This is a genomic window from Xanthomonas populi, from assembly GCF_002940065.1.
Lineage (GTDB): Bacteria > Pseudomonadota > Gammaproteobacteria > Xanthomonadales > Xanthomonadaceae > Xanthomonas > Xanthomonas populi.
This window is the reverse complement of the sequence record NZ_MDEJ01000047.1, coordinates 1-22,155: the sequence shown is the minus strand read 5'-3', so window position 1 is coordinate 22,155 and position 22,155 is coordinate 1. Positions and strand designations below refer to the sequence as shown.

Sequence of the window (22,155 nt, the reverse complement as noted above, 5' to 3'; positions counted from 1 at the left end):
AATGGATCCGAGAGATACGGTTCGACGCGAGGATGCGTGGCCGCAACCTAACTGGACAGGATGTCCGGGGGATGGCTGGAAGCCGACAAGGACGTGGAATCGCCCGGTGTTGCACTTGGATGTGCAGCCGGGCTTTTTTCGTTTGGGGCTGCGTGGTGGGGACGACCGCGTGGAATCGGGATTGCACAAGAGCGTGAGTCACTGCCTGAAAGCGTGCGTTGCCGCATGGCAGCTTGATCGCAGCGCTTCGGGCACAATGCGCCGATGCAGCTGACTGACCTGAGCAGCCGGGTGATTCCGGCCACTGAGTACCGGCGCGAGCGATGGCGCAATCAATTGGGCTGGACGCGCGAGATCCTGCGCCTCGGCAATGCCGATAGGTGGTCGCTGCGCTTGTCGATCGCCGAGATTGAGCAGGACGTGGAGTTTTCCGCGTTCCCTGGCATTGATCGCGAGCTGGTGCTGTTGCAAGGCAATGGCATGCATCTGCAGTTCGGCAATGCTGGCGGTGGCGGTGGCGGTGGCGGTGGCAGTGGCAGTGGCAGTGGCAGTGGCAGTGGCAGTGGCAGTGGCAGCAATAGCGATGTTACCTGCGGCCATGAAGCCAGCGCCGCTCGCGGTAACACTGGTCCCGGCAGCAGTGAGCGCAGCTGCGAATTGCTGCCGCCCTACCAGCGAGTCCGATTCGCTGGCGAAGAAACGGTAAGTGCGACGCTGCTGGATGGGCCGACCCAGGACTTCAACCTGATGTGGCGGCGCGGTGTGCTGCAGGCCGAGCTTCTGCATCGTCCGTTGGTCGGTACCATGCTGTTCTTCTCGGATCCGGGTTGCGCCTGGGCGATCCATCTGCTTGCAGGCCAAGCCAACTTTGGGCACGACAGTGATTTGCCACCCTTGGCCGCCGGGGATACCGCCTGGCTGTCCGCGTCCACGCGGACACGCTACGTACTTGATGGCGGTGGCGAGTTGCTGGCCACCCGGGTGAGTCCAGTCTAGGGCGTGTCGTCCATCACCGAGCAGATCGCGTCGCCTTAGCGCGCGCCCTGGAGCGTTCTTGTCAACGCAGACAAGCGACGGCATCGCTGTGCCACCTGGCTCGGGAACAGTGCGTGTGCCGGGACTGGCTCCGGCAATTCCAGGGGGAAATCAAATGAATGCCATCAGCTCGGTCGGGTCCGGCTATGCCGCCTAAACGTCCTATACGAACCGCAGTGCCACCACCGGCAACACCGCATCCGCCGCGCAGTCCGAAAAAACCAATCCGCTGACGCGGTTGTTCAAGTCCATCGATCGCGACAGTGACGGCAGTCTGACTGCGTCGGAACTGACGACCGCGTTGCCGTCCAGCAGCGACGACAGCAGCAATATCGACATCGACGGGCTGCTGAGCATGCTCGATCAGGATGGCGGGTGGCTCCGTCAGCGAGAGCGAACTGGCGCAGGCATTGCCACCGCCGCCTCCACCGCCGGGTCAGCAAGGACAAGACGTGCAGTCGTTGTTCACCGGCCTGGACAGCGATGGCGACGAGAGTGTCAGTAGCGGTGAATTGAGTACGCTGGTCAACGGCGACAACCAGACGAGCTCGCAACTTCTTGACCTGCTCGACAGCGACAAGAGCGGGACGCTGAGTCTGCAGGAACTGCAAGCGGCGATGCAGCCGCGCGATCCGCCATCGCGACCGTCGTCATCCGCCTATGCATTGAACAGTAACGGTACGCAGCAGGCGTATGCAGCGTTGGTACAGAAGGCCGTGGGGCAGTACCGCAGCATTGGCAGCAGCGCGACAACGAGCAATCTGTTCGATCTGGCAGCGTAAATGCACCGATTGAGCGACAACGCTTACGCTGGGGTGCGTTGGCGGTGTCGCGATGGCGCTGCAAGCGTTGTCGATGGAATACTGCGCTGGAAGGAAGTTTCGTCACGTAACGCGTCGGACGAAAGATTGCTTCTCGCAACGCGGACAGTCATCGGATACCGCTATCTTTGAAAATTTCGTGGCAAAAAGAGTGCTTTCTTCTTCGCCATCAGCGGCTGATAAAGCGCCGCGAGCGGTTGTCAACTGGTGCTGTGTGCTGTTAGCGCGCAGCTACCGGAAATATGGATAGATGACAGGTTTCAGCGCCAGGCGCATTCGCCTGGCGTCTGCGTAGTCGCTTTGTTGATCGCTTTTGGCAGTGACCGCAGGCGTTTGCTCAGTACACGTCGCGGCGATAGCGCGCGCTGCGCAGCAGGTCTGGTCTGACATCGGCGCCAAGGATGGAATCCAGCGTCTGGTCGAGCTCGGGGGCCATACCGCGCAGGCTGCCGCAGACGTAGATGCAGGCGCCTTGATCGATCCACAGACGCAAGCGGTCGGCGGAAGCGGCCAGTGCGTGTTGTACGTAGCGCTGTGATTGTTGTTGATCGCGTGAATAGACAAGGTCCAGACGTTCTATCCATCCATCCTGTTCCCACTGCTGCAACTCGTTGGCATAGAGCGCGTCATGTGCGGCGTTGCGTTCGCCGAACAGCAGCCAGTTGCGACGCGCGCCAGCTGCGATGCGAGCGCGCAGATGCGCGCGCAGTCCGGCGATGCCGGTGCCGTTGCCGATCAGCAGCATCGGCTGGTCGGGTGCGGGTGGGTGGAAGCCGGGGTTGCTGCGCAAGCGCAGCGCGATGTGGGCGCCGATCGGTGCATGGAAGCAGAGCCGGCCACTGCCCAGCCCTAGGCTGACGTCGGCGTGCCGGCGTTCGCGCACCAGCAGTTCTGCGTGGCTTTCCTCGGGAATGGATGCGAGCGAGTAGTCGCGATGGGGCAGGGCGACCAGGCTGCGCACTAACGCATCTGCGTCCAGTGGTTGAGTTGTGCCTGTAGCTGTACTTGTGTCAGTGCCCGTAGCTGGGTCGATTTTGACTTCGGCACCGGGACCGGCAACCAAATCCATAGCAACATCGACATCCGCGGGAAGTTGCGCGCCGCTGAGCCATTCGCTCAGCGTGCGGCTGTTGACGCGCGATGTGCCATCGTATTGGTTGCGCTCCAGCCAGGACTCCACCGCATTCGGTGCGTTGTGTGGAGCGATCTCCGCGATATCGCCCGCGCTCCACTGCGGCAACGGGCCCTCGTACGGCGTCAGACGCAGTCGGTAAATCGGCGCACCCGCGCTGCCGGGATTGATGTGGACACGTTCGTGTAGCTGCCAGGCGGTGTAGGTCGGCAGGCTCCAGTCGGGTTGCGTCGCCAGTGCTGGTGCCAGTTCTGCCAAGCGCCGTTGCCACTGCTGCAGTGCTTTCGGGTCGGCGTTGTCGACGTCGATGCGATCGAACAATCGGGTGGCGCCGCGTGCCTGCAGGCGATGGTCGACGCGCCGGCCGAACGCGCAGAATTGCGCGTAACCATGGTCGCCGAGGGCCAGCACCGCGTAGTGCACGGCAGTCAGATCCTGCGCATCGTTTGCAAGCCAATCGTGCTCGGCTGCCTGCGCATGATCGGGGACGTCGCCTTCGCCAGTGGTGCTGACGATGCACAGCAGCCGCGGCACACGTGAGAGGTGATCGCTATCGACGGCTTCGATCGGCAGCGCGTGCGCGCCGACGCCTGCCGATTGCAGCGCGGCAACGCTGCGTTGCGCCAATTCGCGCGCAAATCCGGTCTGGCTTGCCCACACAATCAGCACGCCGCTGGCGTCTGCGCGTTGTGCGCCGACGCGCTTGCGCGCATGCACCAGCACGACCGCGCACAGGCCTAGATACAGCGTCAATCCTAGCCCTGCCAGTTGCCAGCGATGCGGCGTGGGTGCACTCCACCCTGTGCCGTCATGCAAGCTACCCAGCCAGCCTGCGATGGCTGCAAGCGCCAACAGAACCAGCGCGTTGCCAAGCCGCACGCGTGAGGTGGCGGTGGTCATGACGCGGACAAGTGGCGTTCGAATGCAGGGCTCATGGATTCGAGCAGCACATCGTCTTTGCGCGTCAGGAATCGCACTGCCAGCGCTGCACTGCGTGCGTAGGCAAGACCGGCATCAACACCGAGTACGGTCATTGCGGTGGCCCAGGCATCGGCCTGCAACGCATCGGGCGCGAGCACGGTCACTGCTGCGGGCGCATGTGGAACGGGCGCGCCGGTGCGTGGGTCGAAGGTGTGCGCATAGCGCATGCCGCTGGCATCGAAACGGTGCCAGCGATCGCCGGAGGTGGCGACTGCCAAGCCGTCCAGCGCCAGCACGCGCGCTGGCAATGCCGTACCGGCGTCTTCGTCGGGCGCTGATTCGACCAGCACGCGCCATGCGCTGCCATCGGGCTTGCGTCCGTAACCGAACAGTTCGCCGCCGACTTCGATCAGTGCATCGTCGATACCCGACTGCAGCAATACGCGATGCACGCAGTCCACACCGAAGCCTTTGGCGATACCGGACAGATCCAGCGCGACTGCGCCCGGTTGTAGTACGCGCATGCCATCCACCTGCAGTCGCTGCCAGCCGCAACGCAGGCTGGCCAATGCGATCGCCTCCGCTGCCGGCACGCGCTGACGCCCGCCTGCAGCACCGAAGCCCCACAGCTCGACCATGGGGCCGACCGTGGGATCGAAGGCACCATTGCTGGCTTGTGCGATCTGCAGCGCTGCGCTCAGCACGGTATGAAATTCATCAGGCAGGGTTTGCCACTGACCCGCAGCAGCGCGGTTGTAGCGGCTGAGATCCGAGTCCGCTTCCCAGGTACTCATCTGCGCGACCACGCGGTCGAGTGCATCCTGGATGCAGGCGTGCAACGGATGCAGATTGCGCCCGCACCTCGCGACCAGCTTGACGCTCCAGGTGGTGCCCATGCTGCGGCCGCCAAGCGTGGCGATGGCGTGGTCGGCGGAAGACGGTGCAGGCATGTAGGGATCGTAAGGGGGAAGGTGCGGCAGGATGCACGCTGCGTGCATTCCTGCCGCGTGCTTGTGGATTATTGCGGCAGCACTTCCAGCGTGGCGACATAGCCCAGGCGACGCTGCTTGGCATGCGGGAGCGAGGTTTTGGTGTCTTCGGTGGTGGTTTCCAGCCAGTACATGCCTGCCTCCGGCCAGGTCACGCTGAAGCCGCCCTTGGCATCGGTCTTCAGCTTGATCTCGTTCTGTGCGTCGCGATAGCGGGTGCCGCCGCGCACGATGTCGATCTCCAGCCCGGCCGCCGGTTTGCCGTCCAGTTGCAGCGTGAACTGCGCCGCTTCGCCGACGACCAGATCGTTGGGATGGGTCACCGGGATCAATTCGATGCCCTTGCCGCTGGGCTTGAATGCCGTGGTGGTCGGCGCACCGCGGGTGACGAAGGTTTCCACGCGATTGAATGATTGCCAGACCTGCAAGTCCTGCGCGTTCTTCGGCACTTCGGTGGCGAAGCGGGTTTCGTCGCCGCGCCAGCGGTTGGGCTTGCCGTCTTCTTTCCAGTTGGCGAACAGGCCGGCGTTGACGATGCTGAGCTTGTACGTGCCGGGTTGGGTCAGTTGTAGATCTAACACGCTGCGGTACTTGCCGGTGGCCGGATTTTCGGGCTTGAGCGCGCTGCCATCCGGTGCGGTGATGCTCAGGTTGTCCAGGCGCAGCGGCACGTGATTGAAGTAGAACAGGTCGTTGGAGACCGCCGCATCGACGGTGATCCATGGCGCTTCACCAGCGATGACGGTCTGCGACGGCAGCAGCCAGGCCTTGTGGGCGAGTGCACTGACCGGCAGTGCGGCGAGCATGGCGATCAGGACAAGAGAACGCTTCATGACAACTCCTTGAAGGACGATAAGGACGGTGGGTCACGTGTCTGATCAGCGCGATGGTCTAGCGCTGCGTGGATGCGAGGGAAGCGTTATTTTTCTAGCACACCGCGTGCATTACGTCGTTGCTTGTCACGCACGCGGTGTGCAATGGCAAATACAGCCAGCGCAACGCTCAGGGTTTTGCGACCAGACTGACGACGCCGAGCTCGCTGCTGCCGCTGGCCTTGGCGGTTTGCGACGCAGTTGCCGGCCAGGTGAAAGGCACCTTGACCAGCTCGCGGCCGCCGACTTCGCGCGCAGCTTCCACCACCAGCGTGTACTGGCCTGCCGGCAGCGACGTCAACGCACCCTTGGTATCGGAGAACGACAGCGCATGCGCGCCGGCCGGGCGAGTGGGGCCGGTGACACCATCGACCGGCACATCCAACGTGCGCCCGCTCTTGCGCCACCACTGGCGCAGGTCCGGCAGCCACTTGGTGCCGTGGCCTTCGGCGGTGTCCTTGGATTGATACCAGACCGCCAGATTGGCAGCGACCTTCTGGTCCGCACCTTCCAACCAGATCGCCACATACGGGCGGTGATATTCGGCGACGTTGAGATTGGGAATCTCGACGTTGATGTCGAGCGTGGCTGCGTATGCCGGCATGGCGAGCAGGCCGCTCAGGGCGATGGTCAGGGTGGCGCGCATGATCGTCTCCGGTAGAAAAAACTCAGTGGATCAACAGCAGGGCGAGCAGCAGTGGAATCAGCAGACCCAGTCCGACCAGCGGCCAGGTCATACGGCGCTGGCGCGCATGCAGGTGCAGCAGGAACAGCCCGGTGATGCAGAACACCAGGCAGGCGATGGCGAACACGTCGATGAACCAGCCCCAGGCCGGCCCGGCATTACGGCCCTTGTGCAGATCGTTGAGATAGGCGATGGCGCCACGTCCGGTGCGTTCGTATTCGATCGCGCCGTTGCTGCGGTCCAGGCTCAACCAGGCATCGCCGCCTGGCCGCGGAAACGCGAGATACACCTCATCGGCCGACCATTCGCCAGCACGCGTGCCGATGCTGATATCCAGTTCGCGCCCCAGCCATTGCGCCACGTGTGGCGGCAGCGGTGCATCGCCGTCTTGGCGGTTGCCCAAGTCTTGAGCAGGGCAGGCGGCAGCGTGAGCGTGCGGTGTTCGGTCGAAGGGCTGGCTTCGATGCGCGCGGCATGATTCAAGGTCAGCCCTGTGATGGTAAACATCAGCATCCCGATCAGGCACAGCGCCGAGCTAATCCAGTGCCATTGATGTAGCATGCGCAGCCAAAAACCGCGGCGTTGCTGGGTGGTGGCAATGGTTTCGTTGGAGGTCGCCATGTCGCGTTCAGGCCGCATCTGCTGGAAGTGCCTGCTGTGCCTGCGATTGCCGTGCAGCGGCTTGGCTCAGCAATGCACGCAGGCGCGGCTGCGCCGCGCCCGCCAGTAGCGGCGTGAGCTGTTGCAGAAAACCGGCGTGTCCGCCTGCGATCGCACGCCGCATCCAGTGTTCGGCCTGATCGAGGTCGCCATTATCTGCCAGCAAGGTGGCGTAACTGGCCTGGCCGCGAAAATCGCCTGCTTCTGCAGAGCGGCGATACCAGTCGCGCGCAGCGGTAGGGTCTGCATCGCAGGCTAGGCCCTGGTCGAGATAGCGCGCCAGAAAGTTCATCGATTTGGCATGCCCGCGTTCGGCCGCAGTGCGATACAGCGCCAATGCCTGGGCGTTGTCCTGCGCCACGCCACGGCCGGAGCCGTATAGATGGGCGAGGTTGTACATGCCCCAATCCAGCCCATGCTCGGCGGCGCGGCGATACCACAGCGCGGCCAACACGATGTTGCACGCCGTGCCGAAGCCCAGTTCGTGGCAACGCCCAAGCTGATTCATCGCTTCCGCATGCCCGGCATTGGCGGCGACTTCGTACCACAGCATCGCCATGGCCGGATCGGCGGCAATGCCGCGTCCCTCGGCATATATCTGCGCGAGCAACAGCTGTGCATCCACATCCTGACGTGCAGCAGCCTTGCGCAGCAGTGCGAGCGCTTGATCGGGTTGCGTGCGCAGCAAGTCGATCAGCTGCGCGGTATCCAGCGCGTACTCAGACATCGGCCCATTGCCGCAACAGGTTGTGATAGACGCCGGTGAGCTGGATCAGCGACGGATGGCCCGGGGTGTCCTGCGTGAGCCGTCGAATGGAGACATCCAATTCGAACAACAGACGGCGCTGCGCATCGTCGCGCAGCATGCTCTGGGTCCAGAAAAAACACGCAACGCGCGTGCCGCGGGTCACCGGCATCACCCGGTGCAGGCTGGTGCCGGGATAGATCACCAGCTGCCCGGCCGGCAGCTTCATCGACTGGGTGCCGTAGGTGTCCTCGATCACCAGTTCGCCGCCGTCGTAGCTGTCCGGGTCGCTGAGAAACAACGTGGCAGAGACGTCGGTGCGTACCGGATCTGCGCCGCCGCGACTGCGGTCGTAGCGGATCGCGTTGTCGACGTGATACCCGAACGATTGCCCGCCGCTATAACGGTTGAACAGCGGCGGATAGATGCGCCGCGGCAATACGGCCGAGAAGAACGTGCTGCTGCGCGCCAGCGCGTCCAGCACCAGCGCGCTGGCTTCGCGCGCGATGGCGCTGTCTTCTGGCAGTTGTGCGTTGTCTTTGGCCTGCGCCGACTTATGGCCGGCGGTGATGCGGCCATCTGCCCAGTCAGCCGCGTCCAGCCGCGCACGCAACTCGGCAAGTTGTGCGGGAGTGAGCACATCGGGAATGGGCAGCAACATGTGTAGATCTCCACGCCGCCCGCGTTGTGCAGACGGCGTGCCGAAGCTTAGAAACTAAACGTGGCGTTCAACACCGCCGAGCGGCCATCACCCGGCAACGCCCAGCCATTGCCGGCAGTGACGGTGCCTGCGGCGTTGACGGTGAGGTTATTGCGGATGCTGGTGTAGTACTCCTTGTCGAACAGGTTGTTGACGTTCAACTGCAGGCTGAGCCAATCGTTGACGCGCAGGCCGACCATTGCACGGTGCACCCAGTATGGGTCTGTCTTGCGGTACACCGCAGTCGAGGTGTTGTTCGGATAAAAGCTTCCCTGGTAGGTCACGCCGTAACCGAAGGTCCACTGGTTGAGCTGATAGGTGGTCCAGAGATTGCCGGCATTGCGCGGCGTCTGCACCAGTGCGCGCCCGGCGATGGGATCGCCGGTGAGGCTTTCGGTACGGTTGGAGACGCTTTGCAGCACTTCGTTATCGAGGAAGGTGTAGTTGGCGAAGATCGACCAGCGGTCAGTCAGATAGCCGGCAGCGCCGAGCGCAATGCCGTCCACGCGTGCCTTGCCATCCAGCACCTGTTCGGGGATCAGCGGGTCGCCGCTGTTGACCTTGTAGTTTTCGCGCTCGTTGCGGAACACCGCAGCGGTCAGTGCCAGACGCTCGTTGAGCACGTCCCACTTGCCGCCCAGTTCGATATTGACCGCGCTTTCCGGCGCGACATTGCAGTTGGCGCCCACAGTGGCGGTGGCGATCGGCGTGCACGAGCCGTTGACCGCGGCCTTGGACGGCGTCTTGCTGTTGGCGTAGGACAGGTACAGGCTGGCATTGTCGACCGGCTTGAACACCAGACCGGCACGGTAGGAGAACAGGTCCTCTTCGCTGCTTGCCGGGAAACCCGGGCTCACGCCGGTGATGCCGCCTGCGGCGTTGACGGTGTAGGTGGTGCTGTCGCCCTTGTTGTGCTCGTAGCGGCCGCCCAGGTTGAGCATCCATTGCTCGTTGAACTGCAGGGTGTCGAACAGATACACCGCCTGATTGGCCAGGCTGCCCTTGCTGCGACCGGTGCGGAAGTAATTCTGCGGGCCGGTCCAGATGTTGTAGGTCTTGTCGAAGGACTGCAGCGGATAGGTGATGCCGGTGGTGGAGCCATCGGCGTTGCGGAAGATCGAACCACTATTGAGTTCGAAGTCTTCCTTGCTGAACGCGACGCCTGCAGCAATGCGATGCTCGATCGCGCCGGTATGCAGTGTGGCGGTCAGATCGGTCTGGCTGTGCGCAATGAAATTCTCGGTCTCGCGTACCAGGCCGCGCGGGCCGCTGTTGGTATTCCATGTCGCTGGCGGCTGGCCCACACAGGCGCGGCCGGTGTATGCGTTGGTGTTGTTCGGCAGGCACCAGGTACCTTCCGGTGCGGTCGCGGTGGTGTTCTGGTCAACGCGTTGTGCGCGCGCCAGGCTGCGCAGTTTGACGTTGTCGTCGAAGTCCATTTCCAGCACCCCGGTCAGCATGTCCACCTCGATTTCCTGACGCGACACATTGCGGTAGCCGTAATAGGTTTCGCGGTCCACGCCCGGCAGCGGGCCGTCGTTGAACGGGCTGAGCGCGAACGGCACGCCGTACTGCGGCAGGTTGTTGTCGTGCTGGTGCAGGTAGCTCAAGGTGAAGCGGGTATCGGAGCCCAGGCCGAACGCCACCGAAGGCGCAAAGCCCCAGCGATGACGGAATTCTTCATCGCGGCCCGGCACGTCCTGGGTGTGGCCCATCGCGTTCAAGCGCACCGCAGTGCCGTTTTCGAAGTCGTAATTGCTGTCGGCGGTGAGCCGGCCATAGCGGTCGCTGCCGCCACCGACCATGACATTGGTGAAGTCGCCCTGGCCGGCGGTCTTGGTGACCAGATTGATGTTGCCACCGACCGAGCCGGCGCCGGACATCGCCGAGTTGGCGCCGTTGATCAGCTCCACCGCTTCCAGATTGAAGGTGTCGCTGCGGCTGTACTGCGCGCTGTCGCGCACGCCATCGGTGGTGATGTCGCTGCTGGCGGTGAAACCGCGCAGATTGATGCTGTCGCCATAGCCGCCGCCGCCTTCGCCAGCGCCGAAGGTGATCCCCGGCAGCGTGCTCAGCACATCGCGCAGCGACAGCAGATTCTGCTGGTCCATGGTTTGCTTGGTTACCACGGTAATGGTCTGCGGCGTATCGCGCAGCGTCTCGGTGTACTTGGGAGAGGACGGCTTCTGCGCGCGTTCCTGCTGCACCCGGATGGCGTCCAGATCCACCGCGCCCGGAGGCGCCTGCGCATCGCCGGGCTGGGCGAGGCCAGGAGCAGACAGCGTTAGCAGCATGGCCGAGGTGAGCGGGGAAATCCTGGGAGTCATGGGATGTCTCAAGAGGGAAGCGATGCTCCGGCCTGGCGGCGGCTCGGCGGAGGCGGGGATGGGATGCGGATTGGAAAATGCGGATCGACGTGCGTGCCGCTAGCCCGATGCGATGTGCTGGCATGACCGGATGTCGAGCACGTCGAGGCACAGCGCCAAGGGGCGCAGGCGGGGCGAATGCAGGAGAAAACGGTCGAGCAGAGCTGTGCGCATGGGATCGCAGGGCAGGCCAGTTGTTAAGAAGGCCTGAAGGGCTGCGATCTTAAATGCAAATCATTCTTCGTTGCAATCTTTTTCGTGGCCTGGTCCTGCGGGGTTCACTCCGGCTGCCTGAAGCGTGGTGGCAGAACGGTTTGTGCGGTTGTTGGGTACCGGGAACTGCGCCGTCCGGTGATTTGGTTGTGGTCGAGCTCAGCCACGATGCCCACCTTTACGCAGCGGCGAGGGTCTTGCTGGACTCGGGAGTGCCGAGCGCGAGCATGCTCAGAGCCGCAGACACGGCGAAAGCCAAAATCAAACCAGAGCCAGAATTACAGCCACAGCCACAGCAGACGTGTCGCTCTCACCGATTTCACCGCTCTGTTAGCGGTCGTCACGTGCCCAGATGCCGCCGTGTTCGCGCTTGACCGGAAACTTGGGCACGGCGGTGTAGGCCGGTGCGCACAGCGGGCGGCCATCGCGAATATCGAAGCGGGCGCTGTGCAGCAGGCACTCGATGCTTCCTTCCGCCGGGTCGAAAGTTCCGGGCGACAATTCATAGTCTTCGTGGCTGCAGCGGTCTTCTAGCGCGTACAGCTCGCCATCGAGGTTGAAGACCACGATCGCGGCGTCGGTCACCTCATCCCAGACAGTTTGCAACTCGCCGGGCAGCAGCGCCTCGCTGGCGCAGACGAAGGTCCAGGTCTCGCTCACAGCGCTGCGCCGCCGAGCGGTTTTTCCAGCACTTCGAAACGCAGGTCCTGGCGCAGCGGCACGCCGAAACGCTCGTCGCCATACGGAAACGGCTTGGTGATGCCGGTGCGGCGATAGCCGCGTCGCTCGTAAAACGCGATCAGCTTCTCGCGGATGTCGATCACTGTCATGCGTATCACCGGCAGCCGCCACTCGCTGAAAGCGATGCGCTCGGCTTCGGCCAGCAGCGTTTTGCCGAGCCCGCTGCCCTGCAGGGAAGGGTCCACTGCAAACATGCCGAAATACCCGGCGCCGTAGTCGTCGGCGATATGCGCGCAGGCGAGCAGGTGACCGTCCTGCTCCACCAGCAGCACCCGGCTGCGGTCACGCAACAGGTCCTCGCGCAACACCGCAGAATCGATCCGCGCGCCGTCGAGGAAATCGGCTTCGGTCGTCCACCCGACGCGGCTGACATCGCCTCGATAGGCGGAGGTCACCAGCGAAACGAGGGTGTCGATATCGTCGACTGTGGCGGTGCGGAAGGCGGTGGTCTGCATGGGAAGCAGTTTAATCGGGAATCGGGAAAAGCATTGCTCTGCTCGATGAGCTAGGTTTCGCGTATCGAACTGCGGCTGACGCAGTACGCGGGAGCGCCGCTTTCTCGATGCTCGATTCCAATCAGCCCAGCAGCCGACGCACCTTCATCAGCGCAGCAACAAAGCGCTCGATCTCGTCGTGCGTGTTGTAGAACGCCAGCGAGGCGCGGCAGGTTGCGGCGACGCTGTAGTACTGCAGCAGCGGGTGCGCGCAATGCTGGCCCGAGCGAATCGCGATGCCTTCCAGGTCGAGCAGGGTGGCCAGGTCGTGCGCGTGCGCGCCTTCGATCAGGAACGACACCACCGCGGCCTTGTCCGGCGTGGTGCCGAAAATGCGCAGGCCTTCGATGCGCTGCAGTTCTTCGGTGAAGTGCGCGAGCAACTCGGTTTCGCGCGCTTCCACGTGCGCCAGGCCGACCGACTCCAGGTAATCGACCGCTGCGCCCAGGCCGATGAAACCGGCGATGTTCGGGGTGCCGGCTTCGAACTTGTGCGGGGCATCGTTGAACACCGTGCCATCGAAACTAACTTCCTTGATCATCTCGCCGCCGCCTAAAAATGGCGGCATCGCCTGCAAGTGTTCGCGACGCGCCCACAGCGCGCCGGTGCCGGTCGGCCCGCACATCTTGTGGCCGGTGATGGCGTAGAAGTCGCAGCCGATGCTGGCCACGTCGACCTTGCGGTGCGGCGCGGCCTGCGAGCCGTCCACCACGGTAACGATGCCGCGCTTGCGTGCCTCGCGGCAGATTTCGCGCATCGGGTTGACCGTGCCCAACACATTGGACACGTGCGTGATCGCCAGCAGCTTGACCTCGGGGGTCATCGCTTTGCGCAAGGCATCCAGATCCAGCGCGCCGTCGGGAGTGATCTCCGCCACGCGAATGGTGGCGCCGGTGCGTTGCGCCACCAGCTGCCAGGGCACGATGTTGGCGTGATGCTCCATGCGCGAGATCAGGATCACATCGCCGGCGCCCAGGCGCTGCAGTGCCCAGGAGTACGCCACCAGATTGATCGCAAAGGTCGTGCCGCTGCACAGCACCAGCTCGTCGGCGCGCACGTTGAGAAAGTGCGCGAGCTTGCTGCGCGCACCTTCGAACGCATCGGTGGCCTCGGTGCCCAATGCATGCACCGCGCGGCTGACATTGGCGTTTTGACGACGATAGAACTCGTCGGTCGCGGCAATCACCTGCAGCGGCTTCTGGCTGGTGTTGGCATTGTCGAAATAGATCAGCGGCTTGCCGTGCACCTGCCGCATCAGCAACGGGAAATCCGAGCGCACGCGCTCCCAGTCCGGCGCAACAGCCTGCGGAACGGCGGGCGCGTTCATGCCACGCCTGCCGAGGTCAATGCGCGGTCCAGCTGAAGCGCCAGCACCGCACTCAGCGCAGTAGGCAGCACGCGCAGCGGCTCGTGGCAGAACGCGGCGCTCAGCAGACGTTGCGCTTCGGCTTGCGGCAAACCGCGCGAGCGCAGATAGAACAAGGCGTTGTCGTCGAGCTGGCCGACGGTGGCACCGTGGGCGGCCTGCACTTCTTCGGCATCGATCACCAGCACCGGCTGGGTATCGATCTCGGCATTGGCAGAGAGCAGCAGATTCTTGTTCGACAGCCGCGCATCGCTGCCGTCTGCACCGGGACGAATATGGATGCCGCCATGAAACACTACACGGCTGCGATCGGCGCCCACGCCCCGCCAGACTAGCTGGCAGGTGGTGTCGCGTGCGATGTGCTGGATGCCCAGACGCGTATCGACATGACGGCGACCGTTGCCGAGCAGCACGCCATTGGCGGTGAGCTGGGCGTTGTTGCCTTCCAGACGCACGTTGAGCTCGTGGCGCGACAGGTTGGCGCCCAGTTCCAGATCCACGCGCTGGTAGCGCGCATTACGCGCCAGTACCGCATCGGTGCGCAGCAGTGAGGTTGCATGCGCACTGTCGGCCTGCACGCGGGCATGCGACAACACTGCATCCTGGGCCAGATGAACGTGCATCAGGTTGTTGTCCAGATGCGCGGCATCGCCGACATGCAGGTGATGTTCGACCACATTCAGCGCAGCGCCGGCACGCAGTTCGATCAGATGAAGGTGATGCCAGGACAAGTCGTGCTCAACAGCCACGCTGATAAAGACCAACTGCAGTGGAACATCGATCTGTGCGCCTTCCTGCACGCTAACCATCACGCCTTCGTCGGCAAGTGCGGCATTGAGGCGGGCGAAGATTTCATCGCTGCCTTCGAAACGGCGACCGAGCAACTGCTGCGCGTCGTCGCTTGCGGCCAGCGAGGCGGACAAGGTCTCCAGCTGCACGCCGTCTGGCAGCGTGGACAGGTCGCTCAATGCTTCGGACGGACGCCCGTTGACGAACACCAAGCGTGGCGAAGCAATCTCGTCCAGCACGGACGCATCGACCAACGTCGGCACTAGCGGTGCGGGTTGAAAACTGCGCCGCTCAAGCTGCCGCAGCGAGGTGTATTTCCAAGCTTCGGCGCGCGGGCCAGGCAGGCTGGTCTGCAGCACGGCATCGAGTTCGGCGCGCTGCACAGCGTTGCCGCTGAAGTTGCGTGCGAGGGATTCCAGCAGGGCGCTCATCAGGCAGCTGCCTCGGGCACCACGCGGTCCTTGAGAAAGTGATAGCCGTGCTTTTCCAGCTCCAGCGCCAGCTCCGGGCCGCCGCTTTGCACGATGCGGCCTTCGGCCAGCACATGCACCGCGTCCGGCGTGATGTAGTCGAGCAGACGCTGATAATGGGTGATCACCAGGAACGAACGCTCCGGCGAGCGCAGCGCGTTGACGCCGTCGGCCACGCTCTTGAGCGCATCGATGTCCAGGCCTGAATCGGTTTCGTCCAGGATGGCGAGTTTGGGCTCGAGCACGGCCAGCTGAAAGATCTCGTTGCGCTTCTTTTCGCCACCGGAAAAACCTTCGTTGACGCCGCGATGCAGCAGCTCGTCCTTCAGATGCAGCACGGCCAGTTTCTGCCGCACCAGTTTGAGGAACTGCATCGAATCCAATTCTTCTTCGCCACGCGCCTTGCGCTGCGCATTGAGTGCGGCACGCAGGAAGTAGGTGTTATTGACGCCGGGGATTTCCACCGGGTACTGGAAGGCGAGGAACAGGCCAGCTGCGGCGCGTTCTTCCGGCGGCAGGTCGAGCAGGTCCTTGCCTTCGAACTGCACGCTGCCGGCACTGACTTCATAACCGTCGCGCCCTGCCAGCACGTTGCCCAGCGTGGATTTGCCTGCACCGTTGGGCCCCATGATGGCGTGCACCTGGCCAGGCTTGATGTCCAGCGACAGGCCTTTGAGGATGTCTTTGCCGGCGATGCTGGCGTGGAGGTTGTTGATCGTTAGCATGTCATCTTCCATCGAATTCTTTTTAGCCCCTCTCCCGGCGGAAGAGGGGTTGGGGTGAGGGGCGCCGCAAACAACTTGAAGGCGTCAGCAGTTAATGAGCGCGTCGCTGCGCGCCATTGAGGTGAATACCCGGGGATCTTCGATGATTCACCCTGGCTGGCGCGTGGCGACGCTTTCGTCATGGCCAATCATCCATAGATCTTCCGGGCGCCCCTCATCCGGCGCTGCGCGCTACCTTCTCCCGAGGGGGAGAAGGGAAAAGGTGTCAGCCGACGCTGCCTTCTAAAGAAACTTCCAGCAGCTTCTTGGCTTCTACCGCGAACTCCATCGGCAGCTCGCGGAACACCTGCTTGCAAAAACCGTCGACGATCAACGACACCGCATCTTCCTGGCTGATGCCGCGCGCGCGGCAGTAGAACAGTTGGTCGTCGCTGATCTTGGAGGTGGTGGCCTCGTGCTCGACGGTGGCGCCGGGATTCTTCACCTCGATATAGGGGAAGGTGTGCGCGCCACACTGCTTGCCGATCAGTAGCGAATCGCACTGGGTGTAGTTGCGCGCGCCATCCGCATTGCGGTCCACCTTGACCAGACCGCGATAGGTGTTTTGACCACGCCCGGCACTGATACCCTTGCTGACGATCTTGCTCTTGGTGCGCTTGCCGATGTGGATCATCTTGGTGCCGGTGTCGGCCTGTTGACGGTGATGGGTCAGCGCGACCGAATGAAACTCGCCCACCGAATCGTCGCCTAGCAGCACGCACGACGGATACTTCCAGGTGATCGCCGAACCGGTTTCGACCTGGGTCCATGTGACCTTGCTGCGTGCGCCACGGCATTCGGCACGCTTGGTGACGAAGTTGTAGATGCCGCCAACGCCATTTTCATCGCCCGGGTACCAGTTCTGCACCGTCGAATACTTGATCTCGGCGTCTTCCAGCGTCACCAGCTCGACTACTGCGGCGTGCAGCTGGTTTTCGTCGCGCATTGGCGCGGTGCAGCCTTCCAGGTACGACACGTAGGCCTTGTCTTCGCACACGATCAAGGTGCGCTCGAACTGGCCGGTATGGCCGGCGTTGATGCGAAAATAGGTACTCAATTCCATCGGGCAACGCACGCCCGCCGGGATGAACACGAAGCTGCCATCGGAGAACACTGCCGAGTTGAGCGCGGCAAAATAGTTGTCGCCAACCGGCACCACGCTGCCCAAATACTGTTTGACGATCTCCGGGTTTTCCTTGATGGCTTCGGACATCGAGCAGAAGATCACGCCCTTTTCGGCCAGTTCCTTGCGGAACGTGGTGCCGACCGAGACCGAGTCGAACACCGCATCCACCGCCACGCCGGCCAGCCGGGCGCGCTCGTGCAGCGGCACGCCGAGCTTGTCGTATGTGTCGAGCAATTCCTTCGGCACATCGTCCAACGAGGCGTACTTCGGGCCTTTGGGCGCGGAGTAATAGCTCAATGCCTGGAAGTCGATCGGGGAGATCTTCAACTTCGCCCATTCTGGCATCGGCATCTTCAGCCAGTGCCGATACGCCTCAAGACGCCAGTCGGTCATCCATTGCGGCTCTTCTTTCTTTGCCGACAACGCACGGATCACGTCCTCGTCCAGGCCGGGCTGGAGCGAGTCCGATTCGATCTCGGTGATGAAGCCGGCGTCGTAGCGTCGGCCGAGCCGTTCGATAATCTCGGCGTTCTGCGGGGGAGCAAGTTCGGTGGCCATCGGGCTGCCTACAGGTCAGGTGGTCGCGACGCGTGCGGCGCTGGAACGCCGACGGCTGTCGCCAGGGAGAGAGAGGGGTTGCAACATCTGCGCAAGCGTGACACGACGCAAGGCATCGCCAACCACGTCGTTGATCAGGCGCCAGTTGGAGCGCACGCCGCATGTCTGCGCGATGCCGCACTGGCTGTGGTCCTGGCTGCATTCGGTGATCGCCAGCGGGCCTTCCATTGCCTCGACGATTTCCACCAGGGTGATCTCGCTGGCCGCGCGCGCAAGCCGGTAACCGCCATGCACGCCGCGCAATCCTTCGACAAGACCCGCCTGCGACAGCGGTTTGAGGATCTTGCTCACGGTCGGCGCTTCCAGGCCGGCCTGTTCGGCCAGCTCGCTCGCGCTGAGCACCTGATCGCTGCGTGCAGCGAGCACGGTCAGTACGACGGTGGCGTAATCGGTGAGTTTGGTGACGCGCAACATGGCGAGAGCGGGTAAATCCGAAAGCGGACCAAAATTGTACTCTTTCGGGCAGGGCGGGGCCAACCGCGCTGTTCAGCCGCCGGCAAGCGGGGGATGTTGCCGGCGGCGGCGGCGGCGGCGGCGGCGGCGGTGCGCTTGCGCTTGGCGCATTGTCGCGCTGCGGTCACAATGAGCGGCCCCATCACTGGACCCCTTCATGTCGCGCAAAGTTGCCGCCCGCAAGTCACGTATCCACGGCAATGGCATGTTCGCCCTCACCGCGCTCCGCAAGGGCGAGCGCATCATTCAATACAAGGGGCGCTTGCGCACGCATGCAGAAGTGGATGCGGGCGATACCGGCGCTGTGGAAAGCGGCCATACGTTCCTGTTCACGCTCAGCGACGACTACGTGCTGGATGCCAACTACGAAGGCAACGTGGCGCGCTGGATCAACCACAGCTGCAAGCCCAATTGCGAAGCGGTGATCGAAGAGGCCGAAGGCGACGACCGCAGCAAGGACAAGATCTTCATCGAGGCCAAGCGCGCGATCAAGGCCGGCGAAGAGCTCACCTACAACTACGGCATCACGCTGGCCGAGCGCCATACGCCGCGCCTGAAGAAGATCTGGGAATGCCGCTGCGGCTCCAGGAACTGCACCGGCACGATGCTGCAGCCCAAGCGCTGAACAGGTGCGTGTCGGGATCGCGGTGGTGCGATGGGCACTCTCTCTACTCTGAGGAGTGCGCAACCAGAAGCGCAGCACGCGGGTTCGACCTGCATGCTGACGTAGTCAATTCACTCTGGTAGTGGATCGCCTCCAACAAGTATTGCCAGTCTTACTGGACGCCTTTCGCAACAAAGGCTCGGCGGTCGATGCGCCAGTCTTTGCGTTTGTGCAACGCCTGCGGCGCATTGGCGCCGATAAGCGACCGTCGCGTTGATTCAGCGCCGGCCGTCTATTTGCCGGACAGCGCTGCCGCAGGCACCAGTTGCTCGATGTTCTGATTGAAGTTCACTGCCACCCGTCCGTTCTGGATGCCCACCGATTCCACTTGCACATTGCCCATCACCGCAGCGATTGCCGGGTCGATGCGATAGATCGGCTCCTTACGCGCGTAATCGGCCAGCCAGGTATTGAGCAACTGGCGGGTGCTGTGATCGAGCTTTGCGCCCGCGTTGGCCGGGCGAAAATCATCGATGCTGGGCTGATCCAGATAAAAGCCCTGCTTGGCCACGTCGTAGCGCAGCGCACTGGTCAAGGTCACGTTCCCGACCGGTGCCGGTGCACCGCCTGCGGTGGCGAGGGCCAGATCGAAGGCCATCTTGAGGCGGTCGCCCGGGGGCAGCGACAGCGCTGGATTGCTGATGGTCATTTCGACCAGACCGCCCAGTGCGTCATGCGTCTGCGGGAAGCGGCCACCCAGGAATTGCTGCAGATCACTGCCCTGCACGCTGATTTGATGTCCCTGGATCTGCGGCGTGGCCCAGGCATCGGTGATGGGCATCGCCAGGGCGAGGGCGAGCATGGATCCGGCAAGCGAACGCAGTTTCATCGGGTGACTCCGGTAGCAGACCACATCACCTTAGTCTGCGCCGGTGAACCACGGGTTAGCGCAGCACCGGCTGCAGCGTCGCCGAATAGATCTCCCATGTATCGCTGCCGACACGGGGTTTGAGTCGATACGCGCCGACCAGGCGCTGCGTGCCGGTGGTGGTGCGTACGGTCAGTTGCACCGGTACCTCGATCAGCTGCGGCGGATGTTGCTGATCCAATGCGATGGGCGGATCGTTGTTGATGCGCATCGACTGAATGTTGCCGATGCTGCGCAGGGCTGCGTCGTCCGGCATGGGCGAAGGCCGGCCACCGGTCCACAGCGCATCGGCATCCGCGCGTGCGGAACCGGGCAGTGCTCCCAGATACCGATGAACGGTGGCGCTTGCTTTGGCGAAGTTGGCGCGCGCTGCTGCATCGTTTGGGTCCGGCGTCGGTGCTAATGGTGCGGCCGCGCTACGGTCGATGGCCGCGGTTGAATTGCCTGTTACAGCCTCGGTTGGTGACGAGGGCGCAGCACTAGGTGTCTCTTGGTCTTCTGTGCGCTGACACCTGCAGCCAACGATTGCAGCGGCAAATAATACGATTCCAAACCAGCGCATAGCGCGTCCCCGTCCCCGATGCGTGCAGTGTAGCGGTGCGCGTAACGTGGCGATGCGGCCTCAGACGCGGGGCGCTGGATGCACGCGTTGCAGGCGCTCCAGCAGCAGTTGCAGCTTTGGTCGCAGGGCATCCAGTGCATCGCTGGGCTGCGCTCGGGGGCGGGCGGCCAGATCTTCCAGCAGCTGCGAGCCGACGGTCAGTGCGGCGCATTCGTCGCTGCTCAGGTCGCGGCGCAGGTGCAGCTCTTCGAGCAGCCGCATCCAGTCGGCGCGCGAGCGCCGTTCGAATTCGATGGTGCAGCGGTCGTCGCAGGGGCGACCATCGCTTTCGATGGGTGTCACGGTAATGCGGTAGCGTTTTCGGGGCATGGAGATGGCGTCGTTGCTGGGTTGTCTCCACCATAGGCGCAGCGTGCATCGGCCTCGATAGGTCGGACCATGACGCAGTGTTCCAACAGGTTCACTGTGTCGGCTGTGGTGCGGGTTTGCGCAGCAGCGGCAGCGGATCGTACGCACCGTTGCGCCCATAGACCCCATAGTGCAGATGCGGCGGCGTGCCGCGCGCGTTGCCAGTGGTGCCGACCATGCCCAGCGATGTGCCAGGCTCGACCACATCGCCAACCTTCAACCCTGCGGCCCAGTCGTCTATGTGCGCATAGTAATGCCGCTGCATGGCCGGCCCAAGCACCCAGACCTGCTTGCCGCCCAGGCCTTGATCGCGAATGGCGCTGACCACGCCACGCGTTGCGGACAGCACCGGCGTGCCGCGTGGGGCGAAAATATCGACACCGGCATGGCTACGATCGCGGCCACGCGGCGCGCCGTAGGTGTCGGCGATGCGGCGCGCATGCACACCTTCGACCGGAATCTTCAGATACGCCGGCGGTGGCATCCGCGACAGTTCCCAGCTGGTGCGCAACTGCTCGGCGATCGGTAGTTGCCATACCCAACGTGCGCCAACGTCCAGGGCGCACAGCATGGCGATCGACACCAGCAGGCGGTGCACGCGGCGTGGGGGGCTGCGTTCTGTGGATGGCGGCGTTGTCGATGGAGGATGGGGCGATGGATCGGTCACATGCACCTGCTGCGTCGCTGATCAGCACGCAGCGTAGGCAAACGGCGATGAGCGGCATGTGGGAGTCACGCATGCGGCAACGCGCGCGCAAAAAAAAGACGGCCCTCAGGCCGCCTTCATGACACTGGATGCGTGCTCGATTAGAGCGCGGCGTCCTTCAACTTCTTGAGCGCGCGAACCTTGATCTTGCAGGTGGCAGGCTTGGCGGCAAACATCTGTTCTTCCTTGGTGAAGGGATTGATTCCCTTGCGCTTCGGCTTGGCCGGCACGTTCACCGAGGTGATCTTGAGCATGCCCGGCAGGGTGAAGTTGCCAGCGCCCTTCTTGCTTAGCGAGGCGTGTGCAGTGGCTTCCAGCGAAGCCAGTACAGCGCGGACGTCTTTGGGAGCCAGCTGGGTGGATTCGGCGATGTGCGCGACCAGGCCGGTCTTGCTCAGTGCTTCCTTGATCGGCTTCGGCGCGGCGGACTTGGCAGCGGCGGCCTTCGCCGGCTTTGCCGTCTTGGTGGCGGCGACCTTTTTCACTGCCTTTTTGGGGGCAGCTTTCTTAGCGGAGGTTTTTGCCATGAGTTATGTGTTCCGTATTCGTAGGTGGTGTTGGGTCTGCCGACCCAGTCGGCAACGCGAAATGTAGGGCAACTGTTGCGCGTCGCCAATAGGCAAACGATGAAACAACGCGAAAAAAGCGTCTTTCGACGGGGATTCGTTCACCAGTGGCAGAAAACTCGCACGAAACGCATTGTCGAGTCGGTTGCGATATGCGCGCTGACGAAGCGTCTGACGCATAGCAGCAGATCGTCTGCGCGAGCTTGTGTGAGTGATCGAGCAGTAAATCTGGTGTTGAGTGTTGCCGAAATCTGCGTCTGGCTGATGGCCTTGGTTGGCATAGCGCGCGTGGACGGATGAGCGTTATGCAGGATATATGCAGTGCCGACGGATCGATTGCGTAGAAGGGCACCTCGAACAACCAAGTCGTAGCCGTGGTGACACGCACTGGATGATGACCATACCTTCAAAAAATCAGCGA

General features: G+C 63.2%; 24 protein-coding genes and 1 pseudogene. 3 read left to right on the top strand and 22 right to left on the bottom strand.

Going from position 1 to position 22,155, the window contains the following annotated elements; translation table 11 throughout:
* Window positions 1–264 precede the first annotated feature (264 nt).
* Entirely contained in the window at window positions 265–996 is a 732-nt protein-coding gene (locus tag XpopCFBP1817_RS09635) for a HutD/Ves family protein (RefSeq protein WP_128416963.1), read from the top strand.
* Between the two features lie 201 nt (window positions 997–1,197).
* Here XpopCFBP1817_RS09635 and XpopCFBP1817_RS22855 read toward each other — a convergent pair whose 3' ends face one another.
* Entirely contained in the window at window positions 1,198–1,392 is a 195-nt protein-coding gene (locus XpopCFBP1817_RS22855; protein ID WP_244171123.1) for a hypothetical protein, read from the bottom strand.
* Between the two features lie 11 nt (window positions 1,393–1,403).
* Between XpopCFBP1817_RS22855 and XpopCFBP1817_RS22850 the strand changes: the two genes are divergently transcribed.
* Window positions 1,404–1,817 (top strand): EF-hand domain-containing protein, encoded by a 414-nt coding sequence (locus XpopCFBP1817_RS22850; protein ID WP_244171122.1) that lies wholly within the window; start codon window positions 1,404–1,406, stop codon window positions 1,815–1,817.
* Between the two features lie 376 nt (window positions 1,818–2,193).
* Here the strand turns inward: XpopCFBP1817_RS22850 and XpopCFBP1817_RS09625 are convergent, their stop codons facing one another.
* The 15 genes and pseudogenes from XpopCFBP1817_RS09625 to XpopCFBP1817_RS09555 all read right to left on the bottom strand — a co-directional run bounded on the left by XpopCFBP1817_RS09625 (window position 2,194) and on the right by XpopCFBP1817_RS09555 (window position 17,921).
* The gene (locus tag XpopCFBP1817_RS09625; protein ID WP_128416962.1) at window positions 2,194–3,888 is read right to left on the bottom strand and encodes a sulfite reductase subunit alpha; all 1,695 of its coding nucleotides are present in this window, start codon (window positions 3,886–3,888) and stop codon (window positions 2,194–2,196) included.
* On the bottom strand, window positions 3,885–4,859 hold the full coding sequence (locus tag XpopCFBP1817_RS09620) for an FAD:protein FMN transferase (protein WP_128416961.1): 975 nt from the start codon (window positions 4,857–4,859) through the stop codon (window positions 3,885–3,887). Before XpopCFBP1817_RS09620 ends, XpopCFBP1817_RS09625 begins: the two co-directional genes overlap by 4 nt.
* Window positions 4,860–4,927: 68 nt before the next feature.
* Entirely contained in the window at window positions 4,928–5,731 is an 804-nt protein-coding gene (locus tag XpopCFBP1817_RS09615) for a DUF4198 domain-containing protein (RefSeq protein WP_128416960.1), read from the bottom strand.
* Window positions 5,732–5,900: 169 nt separating this feature from the next.
* Window positions 5,901–6,416, bottom strand: a complete 516-nt coding sequence (locus XpopCFBP1817_RS09610) for a DUF2271 domain-containing protein (protein ID WP_128416959.1) — start codon at window positions 6,414–6,416, stop codon at window positions 5,901–5,903.
* A 22-nt stretch (window positions 6,417–6,438) separates the two neighbouring features.
* Window positions 6,439–7,076 (bottom strand): annotated as a pseudogene (locus XpopCFBP1817_RS09605) (PepSY-associated TM helix domain-containing protein).
* A gap of 7 nt (window positions 7,077–7,083) precedes the next feature.
* Window positions 7,084–7,842: a tetratricopeptide repeat protein gene (locus tag XpopCFBP1817_RS09600; RefSeq protein WP_128416958.1), complete on the bottom strand. Its 759-nt coding sequence runs from the start codon at window positions 7,840–7,842 to the stop codon at window positions 7,084–7,086.
* A complete protein-coding gene (locus XpopCFBP1817_RS09595) occupies window positions 7,835–8,521 on the bottom strand; it encodes a Fe2+-dependent dioxygenase (protein WP_128416957.1) in 687 nt (228 codons plus the stop codon). Before XpopCFBP1817_RS09595 ends, XpopCFBP1817_RS09600 begins: the two co-directional genes overlap by 8 nt.
* A 47-nt stretch (window positions 8,522–8,568) precedes the next feature.
* Window positions 8,569–10,887 (bottom strand): TonB-dependent receptor, encoded by a 2,319-nt coding sequence (locus XpopCFBP1817_RS09590; RefSeq protein ID WP_128416956.1) that lies wholly within the window; start codon window positions 10,885–10,887, stop codon window positions 8,569–8,571.
* Window positions 10,888–11,469: 582 nt separating this feature from the next.
* Entirely contained in the window at window positions 11,470–11,799 is a 330-nt protein-coding gene (locus XpopCFBP1817_RS09585; RefSeq protein WP_128416955.1) for a non-heme iron oxygenase ferredoxin subunit, read from the bottom strand.
* Entirely contained in the window at window positions 11,796–12,335 is a 540-nt protein-coding gene (locus tag XpopCFBP1817_RS09580; RefSeq protein ID WP_128416954.1) for a GNAT family N-acetyltransferase, read from the bottom strand. The genes XpopCFBP1817_RS09585 and XpopCFBP1817_RS09580 overlap by 4 nt, the downstream gene beginning before the upstream one ends.
* Window positions 12,336–12,456: 121 nt before the next feature.
* Complete coding sequence (locus XpopCFBP1817_RS09575) at window positions 12,457–13,701, bottom strand: cysteine desulfurase (RefSeq protein WP_128416953.1); 1,245 nt, start codon at window positions 13,699–13,701, stop codon at window positions 12,457–12,459.
* Complete coding sequence (gene sufD, locus XpopCFBP1817_RS09570; protein ID WP_128416952.1) at window positions 13,698–14,960, bottom strand: Fe-S cluster assembly protein SufD; 1,263 nt, start codon at window positions 14,958–14,960, stop codon at window positions 13,698–13,700. The genes XpopCFBP1817_RS09575 and sufD overlap by 4 nt, the downstream gene beginning before the upstream one ends.
* Complete coding sequence (gene sufC, locus XpopCFBP1817_RS09565) at window positions 14,960–15,724, bottom strand: Fe-S cluster assembly ATPase SufC (protein WP_128416951.1); 765 nt, start codon at window positions 15,722–15,724, stop codon at window positions 14,960–14,962. Before sufC ends, sufD begins: the two co-directional genes overlap by 1 nt.
* A gap of 265 nt (window positions 15,725–15,989) precedes the next feature.
* Complete coding sequence (gene sufB, locus XpopCFBP1817_RS09560; protein ID WP_128416950.1) at window positions 15,990–17,447, bottom strand: Fe-S cluster assembly protein SufB; 1,458 nt, start codon at window positions 17,445–17,447, stop codon at window positions 15,990–15,992.
* Window positions 17,448–17,462: 15 nt separating this feature from the next.
* On the bottom strand, window positions 17,463–17,921 hold the full coding sequence (locus tag XpopCFBP1817_RS09555; RefSeq protein ID WP_128416949.1) for an SUF system Fe-S cluster assembly regulator: 459 nt from the start codon (window positions 17,919–17,921) through the stop codon (window positions 17,463–17,465).
* Window positions 17,922–18,117: 196 nt separating this feature from the next.
* On the opposite strand from XpopCFBP1817_RS09555, the gene XpopCFBP1817_RS09550 reads away from it, so the two are divergent.
* Complete coding sequence (locus XpopCFBP1817_RS09550) at window positions 18,118–18,585, top strand: SET domain-containing protein (RefSeq protein ID WP_167393889.1); 468 nt, start codon at window positions 18,118–18,120, stop codon at window positions 18,583–18,585.
* A 271-nt stretch (window positions 18,586–18,856) separates the two neighbouring features.
* On the opposite strand, the gene XpopCFBP1817_RS09545 is transcribed toward XpopCFBP1817_RS09550, so the two are convergent.
* From XpopCFBP1817_RS09545 to XpopCFBP1817_RS22140, 6 genes are all read right to left on the bottom strand, one after another.
* Window positions 18,857–19,453: a DUF1439 domain-containing protein gene (locus tag XpopCFBP1817_RS09545; protein ID WP_128416948.1), complete on the bottom strand. Its 597-nt coding sequence runs from the start codon at window positions 19,451–19,453 to the stop codon at window positions 18,857–18,859.
* A gap of 55 nt (window positions 19,454–19,508) precedes the next feature.
* Entirely contained in the window at window positions 19,509–20,054 is a 546-nt protein-coding gene (locus XpopCFBP1817_RS23980) for a hypothetical protein (protein WP_167393888.1), read from the bottom strand.
* A gap of 60 nt (window positions 20,055–20,114) precedes the next feature.
* Window positions 20,115–20,423: a DUF3861 family protein gene (locus tag XpopCFBP1817_RS09535; protein WP_128416947.1), complete on the bottom strand. Its 309-nt coding sequence runs from the start codon at window positions 20,421–20,423 to the stop codon at window positions 20,115–20,117.
* A 91-nt stretch (window positions 20,424–20,514) separates the two neighbouring features.
* The gene (locus XpopCFBP1817_RS09530) at window positions 20,515–21,033 is read right to left on the bottom strand and encodes a M23 family metallopeptidase (RefSeq protein WP_425479095.1); all 519 of its coding nucleotides are present in this window, start codon (window positions 21,031–21,033) and stop codon (window positions 20,515–20,517) included.
* A 236-nt stretch (window positions 21,034–21,269) separates the two neighbouring features.
* The gene (locus XpopCFBP1817_RS09525) at window positions 21,270–21,695 is read right to left on the bottom strand and encodes an HU family DNA-binding protein (RefSeq protein WP_128416945.1); all 426 of its coding nucleotides are present in this window, start codon (window positions 21,693–21,695) and stop codon (window positions 21,270–21,272) included.
* A gap of 140 nt (window positions 21,696–21,835) precedes the next feature.
* The coding region (locus XpopCFBP1817_RS22140; protein ID WP_208619587.1) for a hypothetical protein at window positions 21,836–22,155 on the bottom strand (320 nt) is incomplete at its 5' end.